19 protein-coding genes are annotated in these 12,257 nt (G+C 61.5%); all 19 read right to left on the bottom strand.

Annotation, left to right across the window (positions count from 1 at the left end):
- Positions 1-11 precede the first annotated feature (11 nt).
- The gene (locus QIY50_24995; GenBank protein ID WGV20479.1) at positions 12-1,598 is read right to left on the bottom strand and encodes an ABC-F family ATPase; all 1,587 of its coding nucleotides are present in this window, start codon (positions 1,596-1,598) and stop codon (positions 12-14) included.
- A 20-nt stretch (positions 1,599-1,618) separates the two neighbouring features.
- On the bottom strand, positions 1,619-2,743 hold the full coding sequence (locus QIY50_24990) for a tyrosine-type recombinase/integrase (GenBank protein ID WGV20478.1): 1,125 nt from the start codon (positions 2,741-2,743) through the stop codon (positions 1,619-1,621).
- A complete protein-coding gene (locus QIY50_24985) occupies positions 2,653-2,985 on the bottom strand; it encodes a hypothetical protein (protein WGV20477.1) in 333 nt (110 codons plus the stop codon). The genes QIY50_24990 and QIY50_24985 overlap by 91 nt, the downstream gene beginning before the upstream one ends.
- 82 nt (positions 2,986-3,067) lie before the next feature.
- A complete protein-coding gene (locus tag QIY50_24980; protein WGV20476.1) occupies positions 3,068-3,379 on the bottom strand; it encodes a hypothetical protein in 312 nt (103 codons plus the stop codon).
- A 43-nt stretch (positions 3,380-3,422) separates the two neighbouring features.
- Positions 3,423-3,818 (bottom strand): DUF2591 family protein, encoded by a 396-nt coding sequence (locus tag QIY50_24975; protein ID WGV20475.1) that lies wholly within the window; start codon positions 3,816-3,818, stop codon positions 3,423-3,425.
- The gene (locus QIY50_24970) at positions 3,815-4,327 is read right to left on the bottom strand and encodes a hypothetical protein (protein ID WGV20474.1); all 513 of its coding nucleotides are present in this window, start codon (positions 4,325-4,327) and stop codon (positions 3,815-3,817) included. The genes QIY50_24975 and QIY50_24970 overlap by 4 nt, the downstream gene beginning before the upstream one ends.
- A complete protein-coding gene (locus QIY50_24965; protein WGV20473.1) occupies positions 4,324-4,632 on the bottom strand; it encodes a hypothetical protein in 309 nt (102 codons plus the stop codon). Before QIY50_24965 ends, QIY50_24970 begins: the two co-directional genes overlap by 4 nt.
- Positions 4,629-5,096 (bottom strand): hypothetical protein, encoded by a 468-nt coding sequence (locus tag QIY50_24960; protein ID WGV20472.1) that lies wholly within the window; start codon positions 5,094-5,096, stop codon positions 4,629-4,631. The genes QIY50_24965 and QIY50_24960 overlap by 4 nt, the downstream gene beginning before the upstream one ends.
- Positions 5,097-5,178: 82 nt before the next feature.
- On the bottom strand, positions 5,179-6,318 hold the full coding sequence (locus QIY50_24955) for a hypothetical protein (GenBank protein WGV20471.1): 1,140 nt from the start codon (positions 6,316-6,318) through the stop codon (positions 5,179-5,181).
- A gap of 15 nt (positions 6,319-6,333) precedes the next feature.
- Positions 6,334-7,326: a site-specific DNA-methyltransferase gene (locus tag QIY50_24950; protein ID WGV20470.1), complete on the bottom strand. Its 993-nt coding sequence runs from the start codon at positions 7,324-7,326 to the stop codon at positions 6,334-6,336.
- Positions 7,327-7,409: 83 nt separating this feature from the next.
- Positions 7,410-7,985: a hypothetical protein gene (locus tag QIY50_24945; GenBank protein WGV20469.1), complete on the bottom strand. Its 576-nt coding sequence runs from the start codon at positions 7,983-7,985 to the stop codon at positions 7,410-7,412.
- Entirely contained in the window at positions 7,948-8,295 is a 348-nt protein-coding gene (locus QIY50_24940) for a hypothetical protein (GenBank protein WGV20468.1), read from the bottom strand. The genes QIY50_24945 and QIY50_24940 overlap by 38 nt, the downstream gene beginning before the upstream one ends.
- A 253-nt stretch (positions 8,296-8,548) precedes the next feature.
- Entirely contained in the window at positions 8,549-8,848 is a 300-nt protein-coding gene (locus tag QIY50_24935) for a hypothetical protein (GenBank protein WGV20467.1), read from the bottom strand.
- A gap of 204 nt (positions 8,849-9,052) precedes the next feature.
- On the bottom strand, positions 9,053-9,880 hold the full coding sequence (locus tag QIY50_24930; protein ID WGV20466.1) for a hypothetical protein: 828 nt from the start codon (positions 9,878-9,880) through the stop codon (positions 9,053-9,055).
- Positions 9,877-10,689: a PD-(D/E)XK nuclease-like domain-containing protein gene (locus QIY50_24925; protein ID WGV20465.1), complete on the bottom strand. Its 813-nt coding sequence runs from the start codon at positions 10,687-10,689 to the stop codon at positions 9,877-9,879. Before QIY50_24925 ends, QIY50_24930 begins: the two co-directional genes overlap by 4 nt.
- Positions 10,690-10,699: 10 nt before the next feature.
- Positions 10,700-11,134 carry a hypothetical protein gene (locus tag QIY50_24920; GenBank protein ID WGV20464.1) on the bottom strand — a complete coding sequence of 145 codons (435 nt, stop codon included), beginning with the start codon at positions 11,132-11,134 and terminating at the stop codon, positions 10,700-10,702.
- A 288-nt stretch (positions 11,135-11,422) separates the two neighbouring features.
- On the bottom strand, positions 11,423-11,638 hold the full coding sequence (locus tag QIY50_24915) for a hypothetical protein (GenBank protein ID WGV20463.1): 216 nt from the start codon (positions 11,636-11,638) through the stop codon (positions 11,423-11,425).
- On the bottom strand, positions 11,635-11,838 hold the full coding sequence (locus QIY50_24910) for a hypothetical protein (protein WGV20462.1): 204 nt from the start codon (positions 11,836-11,838) through the stop codon (positions 11,635-11,637). The genes QIY50_24915 and QIY50_24910 overlap by 4 nt, the downstream gene beginning before the upstream one ends.
- Positions 11,835-12,254, bottom strand: coding sequence for a hypothetical protein (locus QIY50_24905; GenBank protein WGV20461.1), 420 nt, complete (start codon positions 12,252-12,254; stop codon positions 11,835-11,837). The genes QIY50_24910 and QIY50_24905 overlap by 4 nt, the downstream gene beginning before the upstream one ends.
- Positions 12,255-12,257 lie beyond the last annotated feature (3 nt).

The following is a 12,257-nucleotide window of genomic DNA, read 5'->3' as shown; positions in this document are numbered from 1 at the left end:
CGCCCCATCAATCAGACCAGCACACCCTGGCTCCGCAGGTAATCATCGTAGGTACCGCTGAAGTCCACCACACCATCAGCCGACAGCTCGATGATGCGTGTGGCCAGCGACGACACGAACTCACGGTCGTGGCTGACGAACAGCAGGGTGCCTGGGTAGTTTTCCAGCGCCAGGTTCAGCGCCTCGATCGACTCCATGTCCAGGTGGTTGGTCGGCTCGTCCATCACCAGCACGTTCGGCTTCTGCAGGATCAGCTTGCCGAACAGCATGCGGCCTTGCTCACCACCGGAAATCACCTTCACCGACTTGAGAATCTCGTCGTTGGAGAACAGCATGCGCCCCAGGGTGCCGCGGATCACCTGTTCGCCGGAGGTCCACTGGCCCATCCAGTCGAACAGGGTCATGTCGTCTTCGAAGTCGTGGGCATGGTCCTGGGCGTAGTAGCCCACTTCGGCGCTGTCGGTCCACTTAACTTCACCCTTGTCCGGGGTCATTTCACCGACCAGGGTGCGCAGCAGGGTGGTCTTGCCGATACCGTTGGGGCCGATGATCGCCACGCGCTCGCCGGCCTCGATGGTGAAGCTCAGGTCCTTGAACAGCACCTTGTCGTCGAAGGCCTTGGCCATTTTCTCGACGGTAACAGCCTGGCGGTGGAGCTTCTTGGTCTGTTCGAAGCGGATGAACGGGCTTACCCGGCTCGACGGCTTGACCTCGGCCAGCTGGATCTTGTCGATCTGCTTGGCCCGCGAGGTGGCCTGCTTGGCCTTGGAGGCGTTGGCCGAGAAGCGGCTGACGAAGGTCTGCAGTTCGGCGATCTGGGCTTTCTTCTTGGCGTTGTCCGACAGCAGTTGCTCGCGGGCCTGGGTGGCCGCGGTCATGTACTCGTCGTAGTTACCCGGGAACACGCGCAGCTCGCCGTAGTCCAGGTCGGCCATGTGGGTGCAGACACTGTTGAGGAAGTGCCGGTCGTGGGAAATGATCACCATGGTGCTGTTACGCGCGGTGAGGATGGTTTCCAGCCAGCGGATGGTGTTGATGTCCAGGTGGTTGGTCGGCTCGTCGAGCAGCAGCACGTCCGGGTCCGAGAACAGCGCCTGGGCCAGCAGCACACGCAGCTTCCAGCCCGGTGCCACTTCGCTCATCGGGCCGAAGTGCTGTTCCAGCGGAATACCCAGGCCCAGCAGCAGTTCACCGGCGCGGGATTCGGCGGTGTAGCCGTCCATTTCGGCGAATTCGGTTTCCAGTTCGGCAACGGCCATGCCGTCTTCCTCGGTCATTTCCGGCAGCGAGTAGATACGGTCGCGCTCGGCCTTGACCTTCCACAGCTGGCCGTGGCCCATGATCACCGTGTCGATCACGGTGAATTCCTCGTAGGCGAACTGGTCCTGGCGCAGTTTGCCCAGGCGAGTGTTCGGCTCGAGCATGACCTGGCCGCCGGAAGGCTCCAGGTCACCGCCGAGGATCTTCATGAAGGTCGACTTGCCGCAACCGTTGGCGCCGATCAGGCCGTAGCGGTTGCCGTTGTTGAATTTGACGGAAACGTTTTCGAACAGCGGCTTGGAGCCGAACTGCATGGTGATATTAGCGGTGGAGATCAAGAGGCTTACCTATCAATAACTTACGTGACTTCTTCGCAGCTACGGACCAATTTCGGACCAATTTGGAGCTTTTCCAGCTCCTGCCAGTCGTTGGACGAGTTAATCCAGCGCGCATAAGTCGATAAGAGCATCTGCACGCTATGCCCGAGCTGTTGGGCGATAAATGCGGGGTTGAGACCAGACATTAAGCATATTGTCGCATAGGTGTGACGGCAGTTATACGGGGGGCGGTATCTGATCCCCAGGCCCTTCAGGATCGGGCGCCACTGGTGGTGCAGATCCGAGGTCTGTTTGACATGCTCACCATTCTTCCCGGGCGGGAAGACGAACGGCGATTCGGTGAATTGCCCTTTGCCCTGCCTGCGGCGCTCCGCGTACTGCTTGGCGAACTCCAGGGCATGCAGCGCCCGGTCGTTGAGCAGCACAAACCGATCCCTCCCGGTTTTTGTCCTTTCCTCAACCACCCCCAGTGCAATCGTTCGCCGCACGTGAACGGTCTTCTTGGTCGTGTCTACCGTATCCCAGCGCAGCGCCAGGCCTTCCGATAACCGCAGGCCAGTGAAGAACATGAACTCGAAGAACGCAGCGTAGATCTGGCTTGGCCAGTGCGGGTGCTTGTAGAGTTCGGCGACGATGGCGTTGGCTTCCTCCAGGGTGAACGGATCGACTTCCTTCTTGGAGCGCGCCGGCAATTGGATGGCCTCTGCTGGGTTCCGAGTGATCAACCCATCAAGCACCGCGGAGCGGAGAATGGTCGACAGCTTGACCATTGCATTGCGCTTTACCGACGGAGACGTCCAGTTGATCGACGCGACAATTCGCCGGAGTAGAGTGGAGGTGATCAGGTCTATGCGCACCAAGGCGAGATGTGGCACCCAGTACAAATTCAGAGTTCCCTTGTAGTTCAGCCTGGTGCCTGCGGCGATCTCCCGGCTATCCAGCCATAGCTGGGCGTATTCACCGAAGGTCGGGACGCCGCCTACGACAGCGGCGGAACTGGGGAACAGCTCCGCGTACTTGTCGTGATCCAGGAGATTCAGCTTGATCAGGCTGTTTACTTTATCGCGAAGCTGGGATGCAGCTTTGATGCCTTTCTGTGTCGCGGGGTAGGGAAGGGTTTCACTTCGGCGAGTACCCTCCCACATGAACCGGAGCCGGAGCGAGCCGTAGTGGACGTCAATTCCTGGGGGTAAATCCATTGGCTTTCCAGCCATTCGTCATACCTCTTTTTGCTGTAAATGATGCGGCCGCTGTGCTTCATCCAGACGCCTTCGGGGATTGCCCCGCGTAGGCGTCGGCCCTCCAGGGCGCGCTTGGTGCAGCCGAGCAGATCGGCCATGCGTTGCTCGGTGACCTTGTCTACGTCACCGGTGCTTTCGGTTTCCATGGGGGCTCCATAGCCGCCCCGGCGGCGGCAATAGCTTTCCATGCCCGCGCATGTCGGCGGGCTTGAGTAGTAGGGGGAGGGGTTAGCGTTGGCGGACGAAGAAGTTGCCGGCTTTGCGCTGGAAGGTCAGGTGAGCCCATTGGCGGGCTGCATTCCCTGCCTGGACGAGTGAGGTGGCGTCGGTTGAGTAGCCGACATGCAGGACTTCGTCACCTGCTGCACTGCTGAGTACGATCATGGCTGCCAGCGGCTCGCGCTCCACCTCGTTGCCCTCGATGTGCCGGGCGATTTCTCGGAACCAGTCGGCCAGCCTCTTGCGCTCAGCTTGGTTGGCCATCACCTGGTTGTTGTGGGCGCGGCGCTTCAGCGGAAATTTGAAGACTTCTGCGCTCATTGCGGCCCCCTGTAGATCAGGTAGGCCATATAGGCGAGGGCGATCATGGCATCAACTCCTTCGGCACATGGACGATCGGGCCGAGCTTGGCATGGACCAGGGCGCGGCAGAAGGCGATAAGGGGAGTTGGGCCTGAAAGCCAAGTCGAGTTGAGCGGGCCTGCGCTCCAGCCACATGGCCCGCCTGACAAATATCTGTCATGGCTCAACCCTGCCTGGTTCTTTTCAAGCAGCGGTCCGCCGTGCTCCCAGTTGCTGGAAGGGCGATAGCCGAATCCCTCGGCAGCGCCGCGGATGCTGACGCTGGTAGGGGCAGTCCTAGTGATCCAGATAGTGGTCCGGCACTCGGGGTCTGTGCCGAAGCCCTCGGCCATGGCCACAGCCCAGTCCAGCGGCGCGCCGACCAGGTTGGATACCCTCACTTCGATCAGGTCGGTCATCGCTGCACCGCCTGCCAGAAAGGCCCTTTGTTGGTCACCAGCCCCTTCCGCTTCAGGCGCTGGCACGCCTTGCTGATCTCCTCGCGAGACTCTCGGATCGCGCCGCGCATGGCGTGGGCGGTTGAGCCTTCGATGCCAAGCAAGTGCCCCAGAATTCGCTCGTCTGTCCCGCCGTCGAGCATCCCCTGGCCATACTTGGCTGCCACTGTTGCCACTGCCAAGCGAAGAGCACTCATCCGGCTGCCGGGTTCGTCTGCATGCGACACCTCACTTTGTTTGAAGCCGACGTATGGCACATGCGCCGTGGCGCGAGCGAGGTGGTGCAAGCAGCAGATGTCCATCCTTAGCTTTGCAATGATGAGCATCGTCTGCCGGTCATCCTGAATCGGCAGCCATACCTCGCGGCCTGTCTCGGGATCGTCGTAGTAGAAGGCGTCACTGCCGCGCCGGTACTCCAGCTCGAAGCCCATGGCCTTGGCCGAAAGCTTGATGATGTCGTCTTCTGTCACAGCTCATACCTCTCATCAATCCAGCGCCCAGGCGCCAGAGCGGGTGTAGGTTCGGGTTGGGTTTCGTGCGGGGAGAGCTGGCGCTCGTTGCCGGCCTGCAGCTGGCTGTCGGGCAAGTAGCTGATGCCTTTCCCGTACCAGCTACTTGCGACCCAGCACGTAACCTCGCGGCGATCGTCATGAATGGCGGTCACGCCATCGCCAAAGCTCATGTCTTCACGTTCGAGTCGGCGGATTTCCGCATCAGGGGTTGCTGCGCTGGCGCCGGTGGCCAGCAGCAGGAGGCAGAGGGCGAGGCGGGTCATGGCTTGGTCGCCTCCATGCCCAGATCGATCGCACGGTCTAGCGCGTCGTTGGCAAGAATGTCCTCATGCTCGGCGTAACCGCAGATGATGGGCGGCATGTTGTATTCGCTGCCCAAGTCCTCCTGTCCGTCGGGGTCGCGCAACCAGCGGTACCGCTCTGCGTCAGTCCGGAGAGCGCGGACTTCTGCAATCAGGGCCAACATGACGGCAGGCCGCGCAGCGCGGTAGTACGCCTCAGCATGAACGTGCGGCTCACCAATGCCATAGAACTGGACACCCAATGCCACGCCGTCGTAGTTCAGGTAGTCGGCCGTCAGCTCGACAGAGCCTTCACCGCCACACCCAGGGCATTCCATCCATCCTTCTTCGGCACCACCGACTTGGGCGCTGACGAAGTCTTGCGGCGTTGCAGCTTTGGCTGCTGCCTCGATCGCGTCGAGATCCAACACAATTTTTTCGGGCACAGGAAATCCTTGGCCGCCATATCGCGGCAGTGAATAGAGGGGAGAGGGGTTACAGCGAAAGGAGTACAGATGTACTCCAGTGTTAGGAGGGGTTGCGCTCCAGGGCGGCGCGGGCTTGCCAGTCTGCCCCAGCAATGAATCCTTCAAGTGCGGCTTGCTGGCCATCCATGCGGCCTATCGCTTCGCCCTTCTTGTAGAACGCCCAGTCGTGGAAGGCATTCGTCACAGCCCGCTCATCGATCTCAACCGGCGCGCTCGGCTCTGCGCTGGCGGATAGGACGGCGCGAGCTGCGCGCAAGTGTCCCGTCAGGCTGTTGATGCAGGTCTGGTAATCAGCTTCAGTACCTTCCATTGCCAGTTTGTAGCCGTGCATCACTCCATTGCGGTATGCGGCGTCAGCGGCAATGTCCGACCGCGCATCGCTATCAACTGACACGCTCGGCTCTGCGTTGGCGGACAGCATGGCCGCGGTTCGGGTAACGATTCGATATGCCTTGTCCGAAACGTTTACCTCGCCAGTGCAATTGGCCGTGTGCCAGTCCTCTAGCAGCGCATTCCGCTCGGCCAGCTGTGCGCGCAGGTCGTCGATGTGCTTGAAGCCTTCTGCGACCTGGGCTTCAAGCTCGCTGTAAGCCTTTTTGTTTTCAGCTAACGCAGCGCGCAGCCGCTCAACCTCGCCAGGATCGGCATGGGTACTGGGCTTGATCGCTAACCCTATGAATGGTGCGGCCTGCCAGTACAGGGAGGCGCAGAACCCAGCCATATAGCTGTCAGCGTCATGGCCCCGGTCAGCAACTGTATCGAACGACGCTACAGCAAGTGCCTCTATGGTGTCCGACCCGCCTTCGGCTGTGAATTCGCCTAGGCGATAGGCTTCCATCAGGCGGTGCATGTCGTCGGTGATCGCCACCGGCTCGTCCTGGTTCTGCTTCTCAATTGGCAGGTAGTTTTCCACCATTGCGAAATCCAGGGGCGCCCATTCGCCATTTAGGTATTCGCACCATTGCCCATCCACCATGCGGCGCCACTGACGTGTGCTATTGACCAGCTCTGGCGATGGGTAGCGATGCGTAGCGCCCGTGGGTGGGGTGTCGATCAGCAGTTGACGAAGCTCATTGAGCGCATGGCCTTGCTCCTGCACGTAACCATTCACCGCAACGTTTACAAGCGCACGCGGCACGCTGACCATCTCTGTGTTGCTGGATCGGTTTTCTGTGGGCATGGGGATACTCCGTAATTAAGCGGCTGGCGATTGATCCAGCAGGAAGTCCATCTGTGCGGCGCCTTCAATCCAGGCTGTATCCAGGCGCTGGCGGGCGAGGGCGGCGTATTCGGGGTTCAGCTCGCAGATAACCGATTGACGGCCTTCCTGCATTGCGACGAGCGCGGTGGTACCGGCGCCGCCGAACGGGTCGAGCACCATCCCGCCGCGCGGCGAGCCGGCCAGGACGCATGGGCGGATAAGGTCGGGCGGGAAGGTGGCGAAGTGCGCGCCCTTGAAGCTAGCGGTGGCCACCGTCCATACGCTGCGCTTATTCCGGGTCTCGTCGTAGTCCACATCATCACGGCCTGTCCGGTGCTGCGCTGTCTGCCCGTGCTCGCCATCTGTGTACTTCGTCTCCCTGGCGAAGCTGTTGCGCCTGCTGGCGCTTTCTGTGGCCGCCTGGGCTCTGGCAGGCTCGCGTATGGCGTCCTGGTCGAAGTAATAGCGATGGTTCTTGCTCAGCAGGAACAGATACTCGTGCGCTTTCGTGCACCGGTCCTTGATTGATTCGGGCATGGGATTGGGCTTGTGCCAGATGATGTCCTGGCGCAGGTACCAGCCGTCATCTTGAAGCGCGATTGCCAGACGCCATGGAATGCCTATCAGATCCTTTGATTTAAGTCCTGTATGCGTCCTGCGCCGACCGATACCACTGTTCCCGTGCATCGCCGAAACGTGCTTGCCGCTCGTAGATCCACCCCACTTTGTATCGTTTGCATAGCTGTCGCCGATGTTCACCCATATGGTTCCGTCATCCCGCAGCACACGGCGCACTTCACGGAACACAGCGACCAGGCTCTCGATGAATGCGCGGGGAGAGGCCTCCAGCCCGATCTGGCCGTCGACCCCGTAGTCGCGCAGCCCGAAATAGGGCGGGCTGGTGATGCAGGTGTGCACTGATTGATCAGGCAGCGTCCGCATCATCTCGATGCAGTCGCCCACCAAAATGCGGTGCTGCTGGGTCATGTTGTGGTCCTTGCGTGCAGGCGCCGCCCTCGCCGGGGAGGCGTTATCGTTGAATAGGGGATGGCGCTGGCGGGCAGCGCGAGTCAGACGTTGGCGAGCAGCAGCAGGCCTTTGTCGTCAGGGTCAGCGCCAAGCCTGATGTCTGGCGCACGAAATTCACGTTGCATTCGCCATTGATCCAGCGCCCGCGCCACGGAATTGCTGACTGCGTACTTGTGGCGCGGAGGCAGCGACAGCAGCGTGAGGGCCTGAATCGGCCCAAGCGCATGGGCGCGCTCGATCAGCAGGCGGATGATGAAGTTGCGGTCCGTGGCGTTGATCCACTCACCCATTTCGTCAATCTGCTGAACGGTGCCGCGCCGCGCCATGAGCCGAATCTCGGTGCGATCTGCCTTGCTGTGCTGATCGCTTTCAATTTCGAGGTGGGCGCCGGCGGCGAAAAACGGGAACTTCGAGCGACCTAGCTTGTGGGCGTTGTAGATCAGCAGGGTAAGCGCTTCGCCGCTTTCCTCGATCTCATCCCAGGACATCAGCTCAGCAAGCTGGCTGGCATGAGTGGTGGTCACCTTCAAGCGCAAATCTTGCTCGCCCAGGCGCTCCTGCTTCTCTCGCCTGCGCTGATCACGCTGCTTCGGCGTCAGAGCCATCATCGCCTCCATTGCGCACAAAGCGGGTGCCCGGGCTGATATCCAGCAGGTCGCACACCCGGTTGATAATCTTGAGCGCGGCGTCGAACACCTTGGCATCGTCCGGATCGCGGGCCAGGCGCTTCATGTTCGGCTGGTGCTCCAGGCAGACCTTGTCGACCAGGCGCCGGGCCAGCCTGCGCAAGTGATCGGCGCTGTCGTGCTCACGCAGGCTCAGTGCAAAGGCCAGGGCCACATCATCAGGCCGGTACTTGCCGCCACTGCGGGTGATGTACAGCTTTCGCACCGGCTTGCGCATCGATGCGTCGAAAAGTGATGCCATGCTCGACCTCCTGCAGGCCGCTTGGGGGAAGGTTGAACTGCTCACGCCGCCTGTGCAGCTGCAGCGATCGGGTAATTCTTCGGTTCATCAGATAGCTCCATGTCGCAGTCGTGCCAGCCTCCGAGCCACCAGGCACTGTCTACGGTCATTTCGGGGTAGGGCTGGGACGCGCGGCACCGGCCAGCGGCCCGGGCGGTTCGGCCCTGGTAGTAGGGGAGCGGGAAGATATGCTTGTGCTTTCGCGGTCGCATCGCTACCTCCTGCGCTTTTTGAGCGGGAAATCGATGCTGAACTTCTTGATGATTCGGCTCATGGTTGAGTGGCCGATCTCAAGCTTCATGCTGGCACTGTTACGCGACAGGCCTGCATCCCGCAGAGCCTGGATGCGCTCAGCAAGCTTGGCATCGCGCGCCTCCATGTCGGCAGTTTCCGTGTGCTTGCCGCGATTGCCCGGCGCAAACGCGAAGCCGTAGCGCTTGGCCATGTCCCACAGCGAGGACTGGGATACCTTGAGTTCCTGTGCGGCTTCCCGGCAGGTCATTGTCTCCGCCATCTTCGTCCACCATGTCGGCGCGGGCCCTGGCCTTTTCCTGCCTGGTGCCGTGTTGCACCGGTGGCGGTCCGCGGCGCTTTTTAGGCGCAGGCTCAGGATGCTTGCGCTGCGGCAGCGGCCGGTAGGTGAAGCCCTCCAGCACGATCAGCTGGCCACCAGATGCGAAGAAGGCCGCTTTGGCGGCCTCCAGGTCGATTGATTGGTTCACCCTTCACTCCTTTGTGCCTCAGTCAGGGCGGCATTTAGGTCTGCGGTTTGGCTTTCTGCCGGCTTGATGGAGAAGAAATCTCCCACTGCGGCCTGCCCGTTCTTGATGCTGTTGAACACGCCGCGCAGAGAGGCGATTTCCTCGGGCAGGATCTCGTCCAGGCTCTTGTTGAGATAGGCACGCAGGTGCTTCTCGGTCACGCCTTGCTGGGCGAATGCGTCGACCAGGGCGCGGACACGGTCAGCAAGGGGAAGACTGGTGTCGCCGGCCAGAGTCTTGCGGCACTGGAATACGGCAGCTTCGACCAGATCCGGCGGAAGGATTGCCAGCAGGCGTGCTCGCAGGCGGCGACCGCCCATGTTCGCGGTGATCTCGTAGATGTCGCGCTCTTCGGTCAGGGCCTGACCGCCACCGCGCTTGTCGCGGATGTGGCGAACCGTGAACTTCTGAGACGAGTAGGTGTTCGTCTCCAAGTCCCAAGCATAGGCCTCCATTTCACTGTTGCCCTGCTGGCGACTCAGCTCGCGGATGCCGTACTCAATATTTCCCCAGCACCTGGCCAGTTCTTCGGCCAGACGAATCGAAGGGCCGGATACGGTCTGACCGCCACGCGGGTAGGCGTATTCGCCGGAAGCCGCCAGGCTCGGCCGGCTGCACGAGTTCATGATCTTGCTATAGGCCAGGGCCTCGTCGCGCGGGAATCGCTTGGCCAGCAGAAGCTTGCCCTGGGCTTCGGTCACGGCCCGGCTCTGTTCGATGTTCACAGTGCCGTGGTTCACGTGCTCCGCCATGCCGCGCGGGGCGAACGGGTTTACCTCAGTCATAGCTTGTCCTTCGCCCAGTAGGGCAGCGTTAGGGTTTCGATGGCCGGCCACTCGTTGTGTCGAAGGCAGTCGGCGTAGACTTCGATGTTGCGGTGGTACTCGGTTCGGCCAGCGGCCTTGGCCTCGAAGTCCATGGTGAATAGGCGAACCGGGTATTTGCCGCATTCAATGCTGGTGCTCACGACTAGGAACACGAACGCGGCCGGCGCCTCGCCAAAGTGCGCTGCGTAGCCGTCGCTGTAGAAGCTGTCCTGAACGTGATAGCGGTAGTCGTAGAATGACCGGGCGAACTTGCTCATGTCAGCCGTGGTCTTGAGGTCCAGAATCCAGCCAAGGCGCTCGATGGTCTTATCTGGCCGGCAGCGGCACAGCACGCCTTCGCGCTCGTCGTTCCAGTAGATGCTTGCCTCGGCATCCCCCTGAGTTTCGAGCAGGAACCGTGCATGCGGGTGAGCCATTACGCTTTCGCGGATCAGGCCAATCTTCCTGCCGTCCTCTGCCGACAGGACGGTCTGGCCGGTGAGCGTGGATTCGAACTCTTCCCACTTTTCCTTGCCGGCCTTGGTGTTGCGCGGGGCGTCAGCCGGGCCCACCGCATATTCGGCGGCGTAGCGATCAGGCTCCAGAAGCAGGGCGTGCACTGCATCGCCCAGGTCCAGCGCCTTCTTCTTTTCCGGGTCTTCCGGTGCCGCCTTGCTCCACTGGAACAGAGCCGGCGCCTTGGCGATTAGGTCAAGCTGCGACTTGGAGACACCTTCGCCGCCGTGGTACGCCTCGTTGCTGAGGTCGCGGTAGTAGCCGGGCTGCATGGATTTATCCTCAGGCGGTCAGCTTCTTGATGATTGCGTCGCCGATCTGCTCCTCGATCAGGCTGCGCAGCTCCTCGCTGCTGTACCGAGCGATGAGGTCGTGCACGCGCTGGTGGATCATCGGCTTGAGTTCGTCGAGGGCCGACTGCATATGCTCGAAGCCCTTGCTCGCTGCACGATCCCAGGCGTTCGGCGGGCTGAACACCGTCGACGAAGACAGGTTGTTGATGACGCTAATGGCTTTGTCTTTCAACGTGGCCACCATGTTGCCGTCGAAGTGCTGGTCGACGATCTCGCCAACCAGGTAGTAGGCCGAGTTGCTGATGATGCGCTCGAAGTCTTTCTGAGCATGGGCGGCTGCGGCGGAGCTGAAGGCATCGGTCACGATCCGACGCTTATCCGACTCGCTCAGGTAGTCGTCGACGTTGATAGTTAACTCGGACATTGGGATACACCTCGCGCCAGGCCGGCGCCGTGAGTTGAAATAGGGGAAATGCCAGGTCACGCCCGTGATGTAGGCCGAACGCCCTGGCTGCCGGTGATGGTTGCGCGCTCTTGCCGGCTTACGCTCCCTTGCGGGCACGGTTATCCCCGAAGGGCCCGCCGCACTCGGGTGCTTGCGTCAGGAGGTAATGCAGCCAGCGAGAGCGCTGGCGAGCATGAAGGAAGGTGCAGGCGAAGAGCATGGAGAATGAGCCGCGCCAGAACGCCCAGCGTCTGGCCTGCTGGCGGCTCACGTGCGGACCTCGTAGGCCAGGGTGCACATGCCGCAGAGGTAGGCCCGGCCCGACCAGGCCGCAGGGTTCTCGATGTGAGCCAGGCGCGCCTGATTCATGGCGTCCTCCATGGTCAGGCCTTTGAAAACCATCAAGATGCGGTCGTCTGGCAAGGCCTGAGCAGCCTCGGCCACCTGGTCGTCGATTATCGACGGGAAGATCGGCGTAGTCATGCAGCCTCCTTGCGCCGAACGGCAATACGCCGAATGCGCTCGCAGTAGTGTTTGAACTCGTTGGAGTCGATGGCCAGAAGGGAGAAGTAGGCAACCACCAGGGTTTCGGCCTTGGCTTCTTCAACCTGACCTGCGCCTGGCAGCAGCATCGTTTCAATGGCGGCCTCGATTGCCTTTGTCGCCACGCTGTGCGGGTTCATTCCGCCTCCTCGGCCTGGGCCAGAACTCCTTCTTTGGCGAAGGGGGTGAGCAGCTGGCGGGCGATCTCTTCCAGCGCTGCCTCGGGGTTGGCCACGCTCATGATCTCGTCAGCCGCTGCCTTTGCGTCGCTGGTGACCTTGGAGCGTGCAGCCAGGACCAGCCGGCCCAGCACCGAACCGCTGACCTCTGGCAAGCCAAGCTGCCCCATCACGAACTCATCCACCGCGATGGCGAAACGCTCGAAGGTCACGCCACGCTGCCGGAAGTTGCGCTGGAACACCACGTCACGGCGCGCCATCAGCTCAGCAATGCCGTCGTCGATCCAGCGCGCCTCAGCTTCCTCAGCCGCGCTTTCGCTCACCGCCGGCGGCATCCGGTTGTCGTACTCAAACTGTGCTGCTCGAAGTGCGCCCATGGT

It is taken from the genome of Pseudomonas putida (assembly GCA_029953615.1).
Classification (GTDB): Bacteria; Pseudomonadota; Gammaproteobacteria; order Pseudomonadales; family Pseudomonadaceae; genus Aquipseudomonas.
This window is presented reverse-complemented; position numbering and strand designations above follow the sequence as displayed.